This is a genomic window from Pseudoalteromonas aurantia, assembly GCF_005886875.1.
In the GTDB taxonomy this organism is placed as follows: Bacteria; Pseudomonadota; Gammaproteobacteria; order Enterobacterales; family Alteromonadaceae; genus Pseudoalteromonas; species Pseudoalteromonas aurantia_A.
In genome coordinates, this window is the sequence record NZ_PNBY01000036.1 from 114,387 (window position 1) to 133,075 (window position 18,689).

An 18,689-nucleotide genomic window follows, 5' to 3' on the forward strand; every position below is an offset into this window, starting at 1 on the left:
GGGTTCAGCTTGTGACTGTGTTTTTTAGTTTAGATGAACGAAACTGCAACGAGCTTAAGCGTTTGAAGGATTATTTTCCGAATGCCAAAATAGTAGGCTGCAGTAGCGCAGGTGATATAACTGCAGATCAGCTGTTTGATGACGCAATGGTTATTACCGCTTTTTCATTCAGCAATACTCGAGTCGCTATTTATAGTGATGCATTGCAAGAGACAGCAATGAGTGAGTTTTGTGAGTTTGCAGCCTCAGCGTTGCAAAAACCCGATCTCAAATGGTTACTGGTAATTAGCGATGGGCATGTTTTAGAGGAAGGCGCTGTGATCTTATGTGCTTTTTACTCAGAAACGCTGAAAGTAAGCTATGCATGTGTTGGCGGATGGGATCCGTTTGGACCAAAACGAGAGATCACTCAAGCTAAAGGAAATTGTCTGTATGCGCTAGATGGAGAACCTGCGATCACCTTGTACAAGCAGTATTTAGGTCCATATGCCAATGATTTACCAGCATCAGCGCTGAGGTTTCCACTTCAGGTCACACATCCTGAAACAGGCCTCACGATGATAAGCACGATATTAGATATTGATTATGAGGACAATAGCATGGTATTTGCTGGCGATATGCCACATCAAGGCTATGCACAATTAATGAAAGCTAACTTTGATCGGCTCGCGGATGGGGCTGGGGCTGCGCTTATGAAGTCATTAGAAAGTGCACATGGCGATTCAGGCGTTGCTTTATTAATTAGTTGCGTCGGTAGAAAGCTTGTTTTGGGGCCGAGAGTCGAGGAGGAGATAGAAGCGCTCATAACAAAATTAGCTTCTGGGTTTAAGTGTATGGGCTTTTATTCATATGGAGAGTTGGCTCCAGACGATCATGGTGGGCCTTGCCTTTTACACAACCAAACGATGACAGTAACACTTGTCTCAGAATAATATGCATCATTTATTAGCTCAATTACTTAAGAAAAGTGGCTTTTTTGGTATTGACTCGGTGCAATACGAACACTTTATACGTTTATTATCAGACGCGTTTGTGCATGCTGATGAAGACCGGTGGATGTTAGAGCATAGTTTAAACTTGACGAGCAAAGAGCTGACTGAAAATAATCGCCAGTTACGTACTAAGCTTGCTGATATTGATAAATACCAACGGAGCTTAGAGTTATCTGTTACCCGTCAAAAAGCAATATTAGATGCTAGCCCAGAAGTGGTGGTTGAGTTTAATATTTGTGGAAAAATTACACATATAAACCAAAGCGGTTGCACCTTTCTCGGCTGTAATGAACATACTGCTTTGACTCTTGATGCCACGCAAGTGCTACATTCTATTTTGTCCTTACTCACCGCGCCTGATGTGTTTATAGAGCAGATCCAAGACATGTTTGACTCAAAAGAAGCGCAGTTAACAGGTATTTTTGAAACAATACATGGTCGATATTACGAGTATTATAGCGTGCCTGAATTGATCCACGGAGAGTACGTTGGGCGAGTATGGTGTTGCCGAGATATTACGGATTTAAAAGCCCAAAAAGCATTACTCTCCAAACAAGCAAATTGCGACTCTCTGACAGGGTTAGCCAATCGGTTTAATATTATTGCAACCGTGAATAGAATGCTTCAAAGTGACGTGGTAAAGCCATTTGCCTTAGTGTTAATTGATTTAGATGATTTTAAGAAAATAAACGATAGCTTAGGTCACCTTGCTGGTGATGATGCACTAAAAATTTGTGCTAAGCGCCTCGAAAGGCGTGTGCAGCAGCCAAACCGTTTAGCAAGGCTGGGCGGAGATGAGTTTCTGGTTGTTTTAATGCTAGATAGCTTACCTTCAATACGTGAGGAGCTAGAGCCTATTTTAAATGCGTTTATAGATCCGATAAAAATTAAAGGAAATTGCTATCAACTCTCTTTAAGTGTAGGTGTAGCAAGTTACCCCGCCCATGGCAAAGAGGTGTCTGAAATCCTTGGTAAAGCAGATATCGCTATGTATCAAGCTAAAAAGCAGGGTAAAAATCAATATAAGTTGTTCGACTCAGCGCTAGAGCAACGAGTTCAAAAAGCCATTTACATTGAGGGAAAGTTACAACAAGCGATCACATTGAAACAGTTTGAATTGTACTTTCAGCCAAAAATAAATATTAGATCAGGGCAAGTTGAATCTTTGGAAGCACTTATTCGATGGCCAAATAATGGCCGGATGATTTTTCCTGACGAATTTATTCCAATTGCCGAGGATAAAGGTTTAATAGGTAAAATCACCGAGTGCGTGTTAGAGATGGCGTGCGACACATTAAGCCAGTGGAATGGATTAGTGCATTTGAAGGGCTTATCCATTGCGATCAATATTTCGGGTAAAGACATCAGCGTTGATAATTTCTATGAGAAGTTAGAGCGCTTACTTAGTCGTTATAAGTTTAACCCATCTTTATTGGAATTAGAGTTAACAGAAAGTGCATTGATCAGTAATTTAGCGAATGTTAAAGCGACGCTCAGGCAGCTAAAAAAACTAGGTATTAAAGTGGCGATCGACGATTTTGGTACGGGCTACTCTTCACTCGCATATTTGCAGGTACTTGATATGTATTATTTAAAAATAGACAGACAATTTGTTGCGGCTTTATTGAGTGAGCCAAAAGCGGAGGCGATTGTACAAAGTATTATTGATGTTGGTAAAAACTTAGGCCTTTGTTTGATTGCTGAGGGCGTCGAGCAAGCAGAACATTTAGATAAGTTACAGAGAATGGGTTGCGATCAAGCACAAGGGTATTTTATCTGCAGACCCTTGCCATCGTCAGAATTACTCAAGTTTTTAAGTTCAGCAAAACAAGCAGTCTAAACACTGGTTTATTATTACGTGTTTATATAATTTTAAGTTCAGTGACGTTCTGACGTTTGTCACTTCGAAATGTGATTCATATTTGTTATTGTTGATTAAAACGCAAATGGAGAGACGTATGAGTGGCACAACCATGATTTTTTTAATCGTGCTAGTATCTGTAGGGTTTGGCGCTATTAGAGAGATATACATTACTAAATTAGAATTAAAAAAACGCAGTACCAAAGGTGATCAGGATGTTGAGTCATTGAAGACTGAGATATCAGCATTAAAAGAGCGTATTGTCGTGCTTGAAAAGTTGGTCACAGACGATGGTTATCAAGTTTCGAAAGACATTAGCAAGTTATAGTCTGACAGGGGCTGAAATAGGAAGGTAAAGTACCTTCCTATGATCCTCAAAGACGTTACTCGTACGAAATAGGATCTGTGGCTTTGTTTAATGCGAAGGCTTCTAAACGCTCTTGGCAAGCGCCGCACTTGCCGCACGCATGTTGTCTGCCATTATAACAAGTCCAGGTTTGGCTATAATCTAGGCCCATTTCTAAGCCGTCTGTTAAAATGTCAATTTTTGTATTATTCAAATAGGGACTGACAATTTCTACCGCATCGTAGTTAGCAATACGGCATACGTCATCCATTTTTTTCACAAATTCAGGACGGCAGTCTGGGTAAATAGCATGATCACCTGAATGCGCACCGTAAAATACTTTACTTGCTTTTATTGAGACGGCATAACCAACGGCGAGAGAAATTAAAATCATGTTACGATTTGGTACGATAGTGCTCTTCATACTTTCTTCTTCGTAATGCCCTTCAGGAACGTCAATATCATCAGTGAGTGACGAGCCGCCAATCAGTTGATTAATCGCTGATATATCAACAATTTTATGAGTGATGTTAAGACGTTCACACACTTGTGCTGCCACTTCTAGCTCTTTGACATGACGCTGGCCGTAGTTAAATGACAAAGCATATACATCGTGTCCCGAACGGATCGCTTTGTTCAATACGGTATAGGAATCCATACCACCAGAATAAATAACAACAACTTTTTCACTCATAATGCTTTTGCCTCGATTTTGATAGAGGTTTACTTCAGGGCGCGATATACTACACGGCCGCTGAAAAAATAACAATTTTCCGCGGTAATTTTTTGAGTTTGGAAAGTTGTATCGGAGCTGTTTTGTACAAAATCAACGAAGTTTTTGAAACTATTCAAGGTGAAGCGAGCTTTACTGGCGTGCCATCGATCTTTTTACGTTTACAGGGTTGCCCAGTGGGTTGTTCATGGTGCGACACCAAACAGACGTGGGATCTTAATACAGAGTATCTAGTGTCGCTTGATAAAACGGTTGAGAAAAAAGCAGATTCTGAACTGTGGACTGAAGCTACTTCAGAGCAAATTGTTACTTTATTCCAAGACAAAGAGTATTTGGCCAAGCATGTCGTTATTACAGGTGGTGAGCCATGTATGTATGATTTGGTGCCACTGTGTGAGCTGTTACATGAAGCGGGCTTTTCAACACAGATTGAAACCAGTGGTACATTTGAAATTAAAGTCCCCACAGAAACATGGGTAACAGTGTCACCAAAAATAAATATGCGCGGTGGATATAAGGTATTAACGTCGGCAATGAAGCGTGCTGATGAAATTAAGCACCCTGTTGCAATGCAAAAACATGTTGATGAACTAGAAGCTTTATTTACAGAAACAGGCGTCACGCCAAAATTAGTGTATTTACAACCGATCAGTCAAAAAGCGAAGGCGACTAAGCTGGCCATTGACACATGTATGAAAAAGAATTGGCGGTTATCAGTGCAAGTGCATAAATACATAGGCATAAATTAGCGTTGTTAATTGAAGAACTGCACTTTTAATACGCTTCTTGTTAGGCACAAAAAAACCAACATAAGTATTCATGTTGGTTTTTTTGTTTTAAGTCATTAAGCACTTAAGATGCAGATTTATTCTCTTCGAGTGTTTTTGCTGTATTTGGGTCGTTAAATACCTCAACATCAAACGCTTTTTCAGATTTAGCAACAACACACGTCACCATACAATCGCCAGTTACGTTTACTGCGGTACGGGTCATATCGAGCAATCTATCTACGCCCATAATAATTGCGATCCCTTCAACTGGCAGGCCGACTTGGTTAAGTACCATTGCAAGCATTATTAAGCCAACACCCGGCACACCGGCTGTGCCGACTGAGGCCAAGGTGGCTGTTAAAATGACCATGAGATAATCACTAATGGTTAAATCTACCGCGAATACTTGAGCAATAAACACTGTCGCGACACCTTGCATAATTGCAGTGCCATCCATGTTTATAGTTGCACCTAAAGGGACTGTAAAAGAGGCAACGGAGTTATGAGCACCTAGCTTTTTAGTGGCAGTTTCAAGGGTTACAGGCATTGTTGCACTTGAACTTGAGGTGCTAAATGCAAATAAGCAGGCATCTTTCATCTTGCGCAAGAACTTAATTGGGCTCAACCCCGTGAGTGTTTTTAATAGGATTGAATAATTAATTAACGCGTGAATAAGTAGTGCTGCCACAACCACGAAAAAGTATTTGGCAAGGCCAATGATTAAGCCCATTTCAATACTCGTAAATAACTTTGCCATTAAACAGAACACGCCATAGGGTGCTAAGTTCATCAGTAAGGTCACTAATTTTAAAATAACAGTATTTAAGTCTTCAAAAATAGTTGCAATGCGTTTGCCAGCCTCACCGCTGAGTGCCATTGCGATACCAAATAACAATGCAAACACGATAACTTGCAGCATGTTACCGTTTGCCATTGCGCTAATGGGGTTCGTGGGGAACATATTGATAATGACTTGCACAAGTGTCGGTGCCTGTTTGGCATCAAAGCTTGCATTAGTTGGCACATCGTAGCCCACACCAGGATTGACTAATAAAGCCAGACTAATGGCAACTGTGATCGCAACCGCAGTTGTGAGTAAGTATAAGCCAATAGACTTGCCGCCTAAGCGACCGAGTTTTTTTGGGTCGCTTAAGCTACATGTACCGCAAACCAGAGAGATAAATACCAAAGGAACAACAAGCATTTTTAAGCTGGCAATGAATATTTGCCCACCAATGTGGAAAAAACCATCAACAAAAACACTTTTTACAGGGAAATCAAAAAGGCCAAGAGGAATATAAACTTCGCTCTGTCCAGCTAGCAAAGCTTGGAGTAGCAGGCCTATAACAACTCCCGCGACCATGCCAAACATGATCCGAGTGGTTAGGCTCGTTTTTTTATTTAATTGCATAACTATGTTACTAAAGTAATCGAAAATCAGCATAGCCTAACAGGCTGACCGCACAAGACCAAAAAAAATCGACAATTTTTTAATAAAAAACTGTGATTTTTTCAACCTTTCTAAGGTAATATGATAAAAAATTCTAACTTAAATCTTAGCTAGGGAGAGAGTTCAATGCCTCTAATGCGCTTATTTAGCATTGTCATGCTTGGTTTGTGGCTTACCGCATGCGGTGGCGGTGGCTCCATTGAGAAAAACGATAATTCAGATGGTGGAACAACCTCTGAGTATACGCTGACATTAACAGGGCTAGACAGTGATACAAATGAGACAAGCAGTTTCGTCTCTGCTGAGAAGCCATTAAAGGTGAGGGCGTTACTCAGTAAAGAGGGGATAGCACAAAGTAATGCTCGCATTACGTTCACCAGTGATCAATTTGCGTCTTTAAACCCTAGCTCAGGCACTGTGTTGACAAATGCCGTAGGCCAAGCTGATATATTGCTCAGTGCTACAGCCAATGAAGGAGCTGGTCGTCTAAGCGCTGCTTATACTGTGGGCGATGAAATCATCACAGCGACTTTTGACTTCAATTCAAGTGGAGGGGGTGGCACCGATACCGGAGTATCGGGTGATGTCACTCTGCTAGTATCCGTACTCGACAAAAGCGGTAACACGTTTACAGAGTCTAACCCGCTGACACAAGATAATTCCGGTTTTATCACTGCAACATTGAAAAAAGACGGCGTGGCACTTCCTCGTGTTATTGTCTCTTTTGCTACAGAGTTTACCGGTGAAATTAAAAATGGCACTGAACGTGCGATAACGGACGAAAGCGGTATTGCTCGATTAGAGCTCGGCAGTGGGCAATCAAAAGGTGCGGGGAGGATTACAGCCACTTATCAAGACTCCAGCAGCAACGAAAGTATCAGCAAATCAGACGTGTTTTTCTCCTCAGGAGACAGTGGTGCTACTGATACAAGCGGGTTTTTACTCGATGTGAAATTGCTTGTGGATTGTAATGCAAATTGGGATGCCAATAGAAATGACACATTACTTGACCCTTTAAGTACGGCATCTGGTTGTCGAGTCGTCAACTCAATTTCATCGAGTGATTTAGCGGATGTTTATGTTCGTCTTACCAATGCGCAAACAGGTGATGGTGTCGCAAATGGACTCGTTGAGGTAACGACTGATCTAGGCACATTGCTACCGAGTTCAGGAAAAGCACTGACCGATAGTTTTGGTGTTGCATTGTTGAAGTTGCAACCAGGCACAGAAGGTGGTGCTGGTACATTGACTATTTCCTCATCTCAAGCGGGTAACGTGCAAGAACTGGTTAATTTTGCGGTGGGCATTGCGGATCTGACATTGAGCGTCGATAACGGGCTATCAATTGTAAATAATGAAGTAGTGCCGTTAAAAGCAGGCGGTAGTACGGTTATTAGTGTCACCTTACGCGATTTAGATGGCGATCTTTATACTGTGCCAACCGATGTTGAATTTTCGTCGACGTGTAAAAGTGCAGATTTATCTGAACTAGATAGCATAGTAAAAACATCCAATGGTGTGGCGAGTGCGACGTATCGTGCAAAAGGCTGTGAAGGTGATGATGACGTCACGGTGAACGTGCAAACTGGCGGTAAAAACTTTAGTGCTCGAACGGTGATACCGGTATTATCATCGCCAGTTCAGTCAATCAAATTTGAAAGTGTTTCTGAAACATTTATTGCACTGCCGCCTGGTGAAGGTGGCATTCCAACTCAGTCTATCGTGAAGTTTACGTTGTTAGACGAAGATACTTTACCTGTACCACGTGCTCGCGTGGATTTTAAACTATCAGATAATCAAGGCTTAGCAGAGCTCACCCAACGTCAGAGTAACACTGACAATGATGGGGTGGTGCAAACCAGTGTTAAATCTGGGGTTGTACCGGGTCCGTTAGTGGTTACTGCGTGTTATATTGATCAAGCCGATCTAGATGCGTTAGCCATTTCTGATCCAAACGATGATTACTCGTGTTGGGAAGAGGATGTTGCTTTGTGTGCAAATACGCCTACGAGCGAAATATGCCCAGCTGGGACGTTACAACTATACGATATTTCCAAGCAGATATTGAGTGTCTCGTCACAAATTAGCCTGAGCTCCGGTGTCACCGATCAAGATTCCTTCAGTGCTTCACCAGATGTGTTTAATACCAATTCATTGAACTATAATGGTATTGTTTCAAATATCACGGTTTTTTTTGGTGATCAGTTTAATCAGTTTAATGCTGATGGGGTAACCGCAACCGTTATTGCCGAAGCGGGCGTGATTGGCAGCATTGATGGGACGAATACACTTGAATGTGTGACTGATAACGCCAGTTGTACGGTGCAATGGCGTAGTCAAGGTGACAGACCGTTTTCTGATCCTAAATGGGGAAATCGGGTAGGGAGTACAAACCCAAAAACCAATCAGGTCAATTGCGACCCATATTTCGGTGCTGCAGCTCCCTGTGTGAATGGTATGCTGCGAGCCAAAAATAACTCAAATGGGGTTGTTATGGGCGGTCGTGTCAGTATTTTAGCGGTGGCGAAAGGTCAAGAAAGTTTTAGAGATGAAGAGTCAAGTGCGGGTGTTACTCGAAGAAATGGACTATTTGATATAGGTGAGTATCGCCAAGAGTTTGATTTAAGTGAAGCATTCTTAGATACCAATGAGAATGGTACATTTGATAAAGCTGATTGTAATACCAATAATACAACTGGGCCTTGCTCCCCAACAGGCACTGATAACGGTGGACATGATGATGATTGGCGAGATTTAAATAGCAATGGTAGCTTTGACAATGCAGATGGTAAATATAACGGCTTATTGTGCTCTGAAGCTGCAGAAGTAGCCAATGAGTGTACCCGTGAGTTAATCGAAGTAAGACGCCGGTTTGAGTTAGTAATGTCGGGCGACACACCTTATGTAAGATTTTCAGTACCAAAACAAGATACGGCCGGGTTAGCATCATACCAAATACATACGCCTGCTGACTGTAGCAGCCAAGCGTTTACGGCTGGTGACTATGCAGGAACAAATAAACTGAATATAGAATCTGCAGGTGAAGCCCCCTCAGGTCATAACGGTTTTTGTGACATTGGTGATTCTCGGTCTGGCAGTGCTATTAATTTATCTCAATCGACTATTGAGATAACCAATGCTGATGGGAGCACAAGTAATGTTGATGAGGGAGTTACAGCAATAGAGCTTTACATTTATTATTCAGATGTGTTTGGTAATCCATTGCCTGCCGGCACTGAGGTAACGCTTTCAGCGACCAATGGCGAGTTAACAATAATTGAGCATAGTGAAACTATCCCCAATACAAATTCGGATCAACCGACGTATTCAAGAGTGGCCATTGCACGTGAGGAAGAGGGGAATAAAAAAACCACGGGTGCGTTGTCAATTGAGTTCTTGATAAAAAATGGTGATGCGGAAACAAAAATTACAAGGTCGATTACTGTTTTAGATGATAGGTAACGTGAAATGAGCGGAAATGCCAACCTCCGGGTTGGCATTTTTGTATCTATTCCTTTATATTGCGCAGCTTAATTTAGGGTTTATAGTTTTTGAGTGAAATAGCACCAAAAGTTGTGTAATTAATCAGTGATCAGCTAAAAGATTGTATTTAAAGCTTGTAACAATAGGTGTTTGTAGATATACCTATAAATATTAATCGCCCGTGATGGGCAAAAACGTAGACAAGAACGGTCAAGAATAGGCAGCTATGGGCAAATCGTTAGTAATTGTAGAGTCTCCCGCAAAGGCTAAAACAATTAATAAATATTTAGGTAAGGACTTTATTGTAAAGTCTAGTGTCGGCCATGTGCGGGACCTGCCGACGTCAGGTGCAGGTAAAACCAAAGGTGTTGCCACTAAAACCCCTGCTGAAGTACGCAAAATGGCGCCAGAAGAAAAAGCCATATACAAGAAAAACAAAGATTATGCGAATCTTGTTGCGCGTATGGGGATTGACCCAGAACAAGGCTGGGAGCCACATTATGAAGTACTGCCAGGTAAAGAAAAGGTAGTACAAGAATTACAAAAACTTGCTGACGGTGCTGACCACATCTATCTCGCAACCGATTTGGATAGAGAAGGGGAAGCCATTGCATGGCACCTCGAGCAGATCATCGGTGGCGAACCTGAAAAGTATAAGCGCGTGGTATTTAACGAGATCACCAAAAACGCCATTCAGCAAGCCTTTGAGGCGCCGGGGCAGCTAAATACTGACATGGTATATGCTCAGCAGGCTCGCCGCTTTTTAGACCGTGTAGTGGGCTTTATGGTATCGCCTTTACTATGGCAAAAAGTTGCTCGTGGATTATCTGCAGGGCGCGTACAATCAGTTGCTGTGCGTTTGCTAGTAGAACGTGAACGTGAAATAAAAGCATTTATTCCAGAAGAGTTTTGGGATATTCACGCTGACGTAACGGCCAGTGCACAACCAATTCGCTTGGAAGTAACTAAGTTTCAAGGCAGTGCATTTAAGCCCGTCAATGAACAGCAAACCACGGCAGCAGTAACGGTACTTGAAAAAAGCGACTATAAAGTTGTTAAAGTTGAAGAAAAACCAAGTAAAAGTAAGCCCAGTGCGCCTTTTATCACTTCAACAATGCAACAAGCAGCCAGTACGCGTTTAGGCTATGGCGTAAAGAAAACCATGATGCTCGCGCAGCGTTTGTACGAAGCGGGTTATATTACGTATATGCGAACAGACTCAACGAACTTATCAAATGATGCCGTTGCGATGTGTCGTGAGTATGTTACAGAGCAGTTCGGTGATAAGTATTTACCTAAAAACCCAATAAAGTACAGTGCCAAAGATAATGCGCAAGAAGCGCACGAAGCTATTCGTCCATCAAGCGTAACGGTATTGTCTGGTCATGTGGAAGGGGTAGATGCTGATGCCAAGAAGTTGTATGAGCTAATATGGCGACAGTTTGTAGCGTGTCAAATGACACCTGCTGAATATGACTTAACCACCATGTCTGTGGCTGCGGGCGACTATACCCTGAAAGCCAAGGGGCGTGTAATGCGATTTGATGGTTGGACTGCGGTACAGCCGTCGATACGCAAGAAAAATGAAGAAGATCAATCTCTGCCAGCTGTTGCTGTCGGTGATGACATTCAATTAGTCGCGTTAGATCCTAAGCAACACTTCACTAAGCCACCAGCACGTTTTAGTGAAGCAAGCTTAGTTAAAGAGTTAGAAAAGCGTGGTATTGGCCGCCCATCTACCTATGCAGCGATTATTTCGACAATTCAAGACCGTGGGTATGTGCGCGTTGAAAACCGTCGCTTCTTTGCTGAGAAAATGGGTGAGATTGTTACTGATCGCTTAGTTGAAAACTTCAACGACTTAATGAACTTTGACTTTACCGCTAAAATGGAAGGTCGTTTAGATGACATCGCAGAAGGTGAGCGTGTTTGGACTCAAGTTTTAGATAAGTTTTACGCCAATTTCTCTCAGCAGTTAACAACCGCTGGTGGAGAAGAAGCTGAAGGTGGCATGCGTCAAAATGTCATGGTTGAAACCGATATTGACTGCCCGACATGCGGCAGAAAAATGGGTATTCGTACTGCGTCAACTGGTGTATTCCTAGGATGTACAGGGTATAACCTGCCACCTAAAGAGCGTTGCACAACAACCATGAATTTGGTGTCGGGTGATGAAGCGGTTGCCGCTGATGTAGAAGATATTGAAACTGAAACATTAATGCAGATGAAGCGTTGTCCGGTTTGTGAAACAGCGATGGATTCATATCTTATTGATGAAACACGTAAGATCCATGTGTGTGGTAACAACCCTGCATGTGATGGCGTGGTTGTCGAACAGGGTACCTTTAAAATTAAAGGATATGACGGCCCGGTTATCGAATGTGATAAATGTGAATCAGAAATGCAGTTAAAATCTGGCCGCTTTGGTAAGTACTTTGGTTGTACGAATGAAGATTGTAAGAATACCCGTAAACTGCTGAAAAGTGGTGAGCCAGCGCCTCCGAAAGAAGATCCTGTTCACTTGCCTGAACTGGAATGCGAAAAATCAGAAGCCTATTTTGTATTACGAGATGGTGCATCAGGGATCTTTTTAGCAGCGCATACCTTCCCTAAATCGCGGGAAACTCGTGCGCCTAAAGTTGCAGAGTTAAAGCGCTTTAGAGACCGCATATCGCCTAAGTTTTACTATTTGGCCGATGCACCAGATCAAGACGATGATGGTAATTTAGCGGTAATTCGATATTCACGCAAAACTAAAACCCAATACGTTATGACTGAAGTTGAAGGTAAAGCAACTGGTTGGAAAGCAACCCTTGACAAAGGTAAGTGGGTTATTGAGCAGAAAGTAACGAAGAAAAAGAAAAAGTAACACTGTATTGTGTTTGATGAAAAGCCGGGCTTGCCCGGCTTTTGTCTTTTTGTAATTCGTAGTGTGCGATGCTCAACACAGTCTGTTTTGGTTATGTTAGTACTCACTGCGAATAAAAGTTATGATAGGAAAGGGCTTTAGTACGTATAATTGACATCACAAGATGTGCTAAGTAAACTCGTTTCGTGTCTATATATGGAACGTACGCGATGTTGTTGACATTATTATCGCTAAATGCGAATAGGAAAAATGATTGATGCACTTTATAAAAAAAATGAAGTTAGGACTCTTGTATCTGACAATACTGACAGTGTCACTTGGCATAAATAAGCATGTTTTAGCTGATACTGAGTCGAATTCTCAAATTGATTTAACGCCCTGTTACATAGAAAACCTGCCAGACAGGTTATTGTGTGGCAGTATAAAACAGCCGTTATCGTATGAAACGAATGAAGGCGAAATAGAGATTCATTTTGCTGTCATTCCAGCCATTAAAAAAAGTCACCCGACAGAAGCTATATTAGGCTTTGCTGGTGGCCCAGGGCAGTCTGCGGTTGAGCTAGCTGCAATATTTAACCGTAACTTACGATATGCTCGTGAAAACCGTGACATTTTACTGGTCGATCAACGGGGGACGGGCAAATCATTGAAATTACAGTGTCAGTCTGATGATTTGGTGACACTGTTTGCGTTCAATGATGCATTGATTGACATGAATACCCTTGCTACAGAAGACACTCAGCGTTGTAAATCTGAGATAAAGGTTGATTTGAGTCACTTTACCACACCTGTTGCAGCAAAAGATTTTGAAGCAGTTCGCAAAGCTTTGGGTTATACCGGGTTACATTTATACGGTGTGTCTTATGGTACGCGTATAGCGCAAGAGTATACTCGTCAATTTCCAGATTCGGTGCTAACCAGTACGTTGGATGGCGTTGCACCAATGCAACAGGGTTTGTCGGCAATTGGTCATGCCATAGATATGTCACTCGATGCGTTGCTTAAACGTTGTACCACAGACGTGCAATGTGAAAAGCAGTATCCTAAATTGTCCGAACAACTCGTGAATTTACTTGATAGGTTAGACCGTTCTCCTGTTACGATTGACGTAAGGCACCCTCGAACTCATCAGAAAACTGAACTGGTCGTTACGCAATTAAAGTTTTTTTCTGCCATAAGGATGGCACTGTATAGTCATCATACTCGTGCATTGATCCCTTTAACGATTAGCGAAGCGCTTGCAGGTAATTATTCACCGTTAGTGGGATTATTATCTTCATCAGACATGGTTGATAGTATGGCGATGGGCATGCACAGTGCCATCGTGTGCGGTGAAGACTGGCCTTTTTTAACGGCAACATCTCGTGAAAAAGATATGCAAAGTTATTTTGGTAAATTGATGATTGAGTCTCTTGATATTAGTTGCCCCATTTGGCAAGTGAAACCAGTTGATAGCCGCTTTTATCAGCCACTTAATACCACAACGCCGACCTTGTTGTTATCAGGTGGTGTTGATCCAGCGACGCCGCCAGAGTGGGCTGAGATGGCGATGGTTAATATGAAAAATGCCACACACTTGATTGCACCTTCGGCAACACATGGTGTGGTATCGCAAACTTGTGCAGCCAAGTTAGTTGGTCAATTCATAGATAAAAAGAGTGTGCAGGAGTTGGATGTCAGTTGCTTGGAAAAAGATAATCGTAAACAGTTTTTTATGAATCTTAATGGCACAGTTTCAACTCAAAAAACAAAGATTAGTTCAGTAGAACTAGGTGGCGACTTATGATATCGGTAAATAACTTAACGAAAAAAATCGGTGACGTAAATGCGCTTAACGGTCTTAATTTTAGTGCGCAAAATGGGAAAATTACTGGGTTGCTTGGGCCAAATGGTGCGGGTAAAACAACTTGCTTACGCACTGTGTTTGGTTTACTTAAGGCTGACAGCGGCAACACCGAGATTGATGGCATTGACGTCGCAAAAGACCCTATGCAAGCAAAGCAACAATTAGGCTTATTTCCTGATCCATGTGGTTTATATGAACGTTTAACACCGCGTGAGTATATTGAGTTTTTTGCCCAATTGAGTGGGATGAGCGCTACGGATGCAAAGACAGCGACTGCAGATGTATTATCTAAGTTGCAGATGGATGATATAGCAGACAGGCGTTGCCAAGGTTTTTCACAAGGCCAGCATATGAAAACGGCTCTGGCTCAAGCAATCGTACACAAGCCAACCAATGTTATTTTAGATGAACCGACGCGCGGGCTCGATGTGATGAGTACGCGTATATTACGAGACCTATTGCTGTTGCTGAAAGAGCAAGGGCATTGTGTGTTGTTCTCAAGCCATGTAATGCAAGAAGTCGCCGCGTTGTGCGATCATGTAGTGGTTATGGCAAAGGGCAAAGTTGTGGCGGAGGGGTCACCAGCGTTACTGTGTGAGCGCACAGGCAAAGCAACATTGGAAGAAGCATTTATTGAGTTGATCGGCAGTGATGAAGGAATAGCAGCATAATGAAGTTACTGACTGTATTGTTTAAAAAAGAAGTACTTGATGCAGGCCGAGACAAGCGCTCAGTGATGGCTGGTTTATATTACGCAATTGGTTCACCAATAATCATGTGTGTATTATTTTCAATTATGCTCAAGCAGTTTGCGTCTCCAGATGAGCTAAAAATTACCATTAAAAATGCAGATGCTGCGCCCGCATTGGTACAATATTTAGAGAGTAAAGAGATCATCCACAGTACTGATGACGATGTAAAAGCCATTACCTTAGAAATCAGTGCAGATTATCAAGACAAAATGCGCGAAGGGCGTAGTGCGCAGGTCACAATAATTGCTGATAAGTCCGACGACAAGTTACGAAAATCAATTACTGAGCTAGAACGTGCGATTATGAGGTATAACAGCGAAGTAGCCAGCCTTCGGTTACTTACACGAGGCATTGACCCTACAGTAATGCAAGCGGTGAATGTACAAGTACATGATCAAGCAACACCCGAGTCGAAAGGGGGTATGTTTTTAGGTATTGCAACCTTGTCTATTGTGCTTACTTTATTTTATGCCGCGATGAATTTGGCAATTGATACAAGTGCTGGCGAACGAGAGCGCAATTCATTGGCGTTACTGTTAAGTCACCCGCTTAGCAGTATGCAGGTGGTTTTAGCAAAGTCAGCTGCCATTGCTGCTTTTTCAATGCTTGGTCTTGCAATTATTTTGGTGGTGTCAAAATTTGCGTATGCTTTGGTACCTTGGCAGCAGCTTGGTTTTAGTGTCAATATCGGCTTTGACTTTATGCTGTTATGTATGGTGATTGGTTTGCCAATTGCGTTAATGTCAGCCAGTTTACAAGTATTTGTGTCTTTTATGGCTAAGTCATTTAAAGAGGCGCAAACCTACGTCACTATGGTGCTATTTGTGCCTATGGGACTCAGCATGGTGACGACCTATGATATTGCAACAGAATACGTGCAGTGGTTGCCAATTGCAGCGCAGCAACATGCCATGATTGAATTTATTAAAGGCAACGCATTACCTTGGCCGCAATTGTTTATATCAACGCTTGTTACATTGGCATTGTTTGGTTTATTTAGCTGGCTGAGTAGTCGTATGCTAAAAAGTGAAAAGGTGGTATTTGGTTTGTAATGAACCAGATAGCTTTTACCCGTAAAATATAGAAACGCGCAGCCTTAGGCTGCGTTTTTTTATGCTGTGGTTATCCACAGAAAAAGTGGATAACTTGTCATTAAGTTGGGGTTGGTTTTACAGAGGCATTGTATATCAACATTATTAATGGGTAGGTGTCATAGCGTTATTATTGCGATTTGAACGACCGCGGCCTCCGTGTTTTTCGGTATTTTGCCACTTTGAGATGGTATTCTCACTTAGCCAAATATTGATGTTACCGCGTTGAACTAAAGCACGATTGTACTGTGACCAATTCCTAATTTTCTTCTTCATTTTGCATCATGGGTTAAGGCATTTAATGATCTGAACGCATCAAACCAAAGAAGTTCAATTATTTAGGAAACAACGCCGTATTTTATTACAATTGAGCAGAGTCTTCTGAGTCGTGGGAACTTGCAGTTTGTACATCAATAGGGATATTGACAACAAAGTAGGCACCGTTCGAGTCTTCAATACATGTGACATGCCCACGCATAATATGTACAACTGAGTTATAAATAATATTAAGGCCAAGTCCAAGACTACCTTCACCTAAGCGAGTTGTATAAAAGGGGTCAAACACTTGTTTACGGTTTGTATTTGTTATACCAATGCCATTGTCTTTGTAATGGATTGTGACGAAGTGATCTAATGCATTAGTGACTTGAATTTGAATAGTGGGTGCTGAAGCTGTTGTAAAGCCATGCTTAATAGAGTTTTCTATAAATTGCGCCATTACCTTTAACAAAACAGATTTGTAATTGGTGATTGTTATATCAGAGCCAGTTATATTACATATAATTGACGGGGTTTGCGATGTGGTTAACTCAAGAGCGGTGTTTCTTAAAAAAGGGATTAGTTCGAAGCTTGTAAGCTCGCTGACCTGCAGTTTGGCTGACATCATTTTGAATCGCTGGATAAGGTCTGCGGCTTTTTCAGTGTTATTTTGGGCCAGTGATAATAGCTCTGTTGAACCGCCAATAAATTCAGCCATTCTGCTTTGTGTGAGCTTATGCTCAGAAAATTCATGAGTTAATGTTTTTATTTGAGCTTGCAATGTGGAATTAGCAGTGATCACCAAACCTAGGGGGGTATTTAATTGATGAGCCATACCAGACACGAGCGTTGTCATAGCACGCATTTTTTCAGACTCAATCAATTTCTCTTGGGTGTTTTCTAAGCGTATTATTAACTGTTGCAATTGATGTTTACGTTTATTTAAACGGTAGATAAATATGGATGTAATAAGAATGATAATAAGTGCACTAAGAAGAAGTATCCATGTTCTTTGACGCTGTGCTTTTGCTGTTGTGAGTGTTAATTGATGTTGTTGTTCTAACTGTTGCAAAGCGGTTTCTTTGGTATGTAATTCGGTTTGTGAAATCATATAGGCTAGGCCTATTGAGGCTTGTTTATTTGCAAAGTTTTTTGCGCTTAAGTTATATTCGTCGAGTGCTATGATTGCATCGTTCAGTTCTCCTATTTGACGTGCGAGTTGGCTTTTAAGTAGTTGTGCCTTTTGCAATGGCGTAAATAGTTGGAATGTTTTAGCTGCCCCGATGATTTCATCTATTAACAAACGTGCTTGATTAAAGTGCTTTTGTTGTATAAGTACGTTAGCTAATTCAAGTTTTGGTAGGAGTGCTTTTGAAAAAGCACTTTGTTCATGCCATTTATCGATGGCTAGTTTTAGGTGGTGTTCTGCTTTTATATAAAGAGCTTGCTTTGTATAAACACGGCCTAAATTATAGAGTGACCAGGCTTCGTGATATTCATAATTATGTTTACGTCGCAGCGTTAATGCTTTTTGGTGTAGTAAATGTGCGTTATTGAAGTCTCCCTTTAAAAAGGCAGCTTCCCCTAAGTTATTGAGCCCTGTGGCTTGTTGAGATGGCTGATTCAGTTTTACAGCTGAATCATAGAAACGTTTAAAATAAGTTTCAGCTTCATCTATTAAACCTAATTTTAAATAAATATGGCCAATGTTATTCTCCGTTTGATGGATAAACTCAGGGCGATTTAGTACTGGGGCTATGTCATATGCTTTCAAATTGTTTTCTAGTGCGAGTTCATAAAGCTCCACATTTGAGAATGCGCTAGCAGATATACTGTAGTAGCTATATAGGATCCCTGGCTCTTTGATTTTTGTGGCTAATAAACGCGTTTTTGCCAAGGTTGCCATCGCTTCTTTTATTCGATCAGCATTGATTTGATACCAAGACTTTAAATAGAGTAATCGAATGTGCTGTGATGGCGCAAGAGACTCACTATGTAATGCCAATAACTCATCTACCTTAGTAATGCCAGCTAAAGGTGAGCTTTTGTTCGCTGCGCTGACCTGCATGCGTAAGGCATTAAAATCATTATCAGGCATTTTCGCGACAGTGTAAAAAGACGCGCAAATAATAATTAGGGTGTAAAGACTAACAAAACGACTACATTCTTTCATTTAAGAAACCGTTAACAGCGTTATGACTTGTATGAGTTTAGTTAAGATTGGATCTTTTTCGAGTC

The 18,689-nt window shown here is 41.6% G+C and carries 13 protein-coding genes; 9 read left to right on the forward strand and 4 right to left on the reverse strand.

The window, feature by feature from the left end:
* Positions 1–11 precede the first annotated feature (11 nt).
* From CWC18_RS08845 to CWC18_RS08855, 3 genes are all read left to right on the forward strand, one after another.
* The gene (locus CWC18_RS08845) at positions 12–932 is read left to right on the forward strand and encodes an FIST signal transduction protein (protein ID WP_138675108.1); all 921 of its coding nucleotides are present in this window, start codon (positions 12–14) and stop codon (positions 930–932) included.
* Position 933: 1 nt separating this feature from the next.
* Entirely contained in the window at positions 934–2,832 is a 1,899-nt protein-coding gene (locus tag CWC18_RS08850) for a putative bifunctional diguanylate cyclase/phosphodiesterase (RefSeq protein ID WP_138675109.1), read from the forward strand.
* A gap of 118 nt (positions 2,833–2,950) precedes the next feature.
* On the forward strand, positions 2,951–3,181 hold the full coding sequence (locus tag CWC18_RS08855) for a hypothetical protein (RefSeq protein WP_138590597.1): 231 nt from the start codon (positions 2,951–2,953) through the stop codon (positions 3,179–3,181).
* A 55-nt stretch (positions 3,182–3,236) separates the two neighbouring features.
* Here CWC18_RS08855 and queC read toward each other — a convergent pair whose 3' ends face one another.
* Positions 3,237–3,893, reverse strand: coding sequence for a 7-cyano-7-deazaguanine synthase QueC (gene queC / locus CWC18_RS08860; protein WP_138590599.1), 657 nt, complete (start codon positions 3,891–3,893; stop codon positions 3,237–3,239).
* Positions 3,894–4,015: 122 nt separating this feature from the next.
* On the opposite strand from queC, the gene queE reads away from it, so the two are divergent.
* Positions 4,016–4,681: a 7-carboxy-7-deazaguanine synthase QueE gene (gene queE, locus CWC18_RS08865; RefSeq protein ID WP_138675110.1), complete on the forward strand. Its 666-nt coding sequence runs from the start codon at positions 4,016–4,018 to the stop codon at positions 4,679–4,681.
* Positions 4,682–4,784: 103 nt separating this feature from the next.
* On the opposite strand, the gene CWC18_RS08870 is transcribed toward queE, so the two are convergent.
* Positions 4,785–6,113 (reverse strand): dicarboxylate/amino acid:cation symporter, encoded by a 1,329-nt coding sequence (locus CWC18_RS08870; protein WP_138675111.1) that lies wholly within the window; start codon positions 6,111–6,113, stop codon positions 4,785–4,787.
* Positions 6,114–6,278: 165 nt separating this feature from the next.
* Here CWC18_RS08870 and CWC18_RS08875 point away from each other — a divergent pair, with 165 nt between their 5' ends.
* From CWC18_RS08875 to CWC18_RS08895, 5 genes are all read left to right on the forward strand, one after another.
* Positions 6,279–9,614 (forward strand): hypothetical protein, encoded by a 3,336-nt coding sequence (locus tag CWC18_RS08875; protein WP_138675112.1) that lies wholly within the window; start codon positions 6,279–6,281, stop codon positions 9,612–9,614.
* A 247-nt stretch (positions 9,615–9,861) separates the two neighbouring features.
* Positions 9,862–12,504 carry a type I DNA topoisomerase gene (gene topA / locus CWC18_RS08880; protein ID WP_138675113.1) on the forward strand — a complete coding sequence of 881 codons (2,643 nt, stop codon included), beginning with the start codon at positions 9,862–9,864 and terminating at the stop codon, positions 12,502–12,504.
* Positions 12,505–12,760: 256 nt separating this feature from the next.
* On the forward strand, positions 12,761–14,290 hold the full coding sequence (locus CWC18_RS08885; protein WP_138675114.1) for an alpha/beta fold hydrolase: 1,530 nt from the start codon (positions 12,761–12,763) through the stop codon (positions 14,288–14,290).
* Positions 14,287–15,021, forward strand: a complete 735-nt coding sequence (locus CWC18_RS08890) for an ABC transporter ATP-binding protein (RefSeq protein ID WP_138590611.1) — start codon at positions 14,287–14,289, stop codon at positions 15,019–15,021. Before CWC18_RS08885 ends, CWC18_RS08890 begins: the two co-directional genes overlap by 4 nt.
* The gene (locus tag CWC18_RS08895; protein WP_171041063.1) at positions 15,021–16,154 is read left to right on the forward strand and encodes an ABC transporter permease; all 1,134 of its coding nucleotides are present in this window, start codon (positions 15,021–15,023) and stop codon (positions 16,152–16,154) included. Before CWC18_RS08890 ends, CWC18_RS08895 begins: the two co-directional genes overlap by 1 nt.
* 144 nt (positions 16,155–16,298) lie before the next feature.
* Here the strand turns inward: CWC18_RS08895 and CWC18_RS08900 are convergent, their stop codons facing one another.
* Together CWC18_RS08900 and CWC18_RS08905 are read right to left on the reverse strand one after the other, a co-directional pair.
* A complete protein-coding gene (locus CWC18_RS08900) occupies positions 16,299–16,469 on the reverse strand; it encodes a transposase (protein WP_138590616.1) in 171 nt (56 codons plus the stop codon).
* Between the two features lie 85 nt (positions 16,470–16,554).
* A complete protein-coding gene (locus CWC18_RS08905) occupies positions 16,555–18,624 on the reverse strand; it encodes a tetratricopeptide repeat-containing sensor histidine kinase (RefSeq protein WP_138590618.1) in 2,070 nt (689 codons plus the stop codon).
* Between the last annotated feature and the right edge of the window lie 65 nt (positions 18,625–18,689).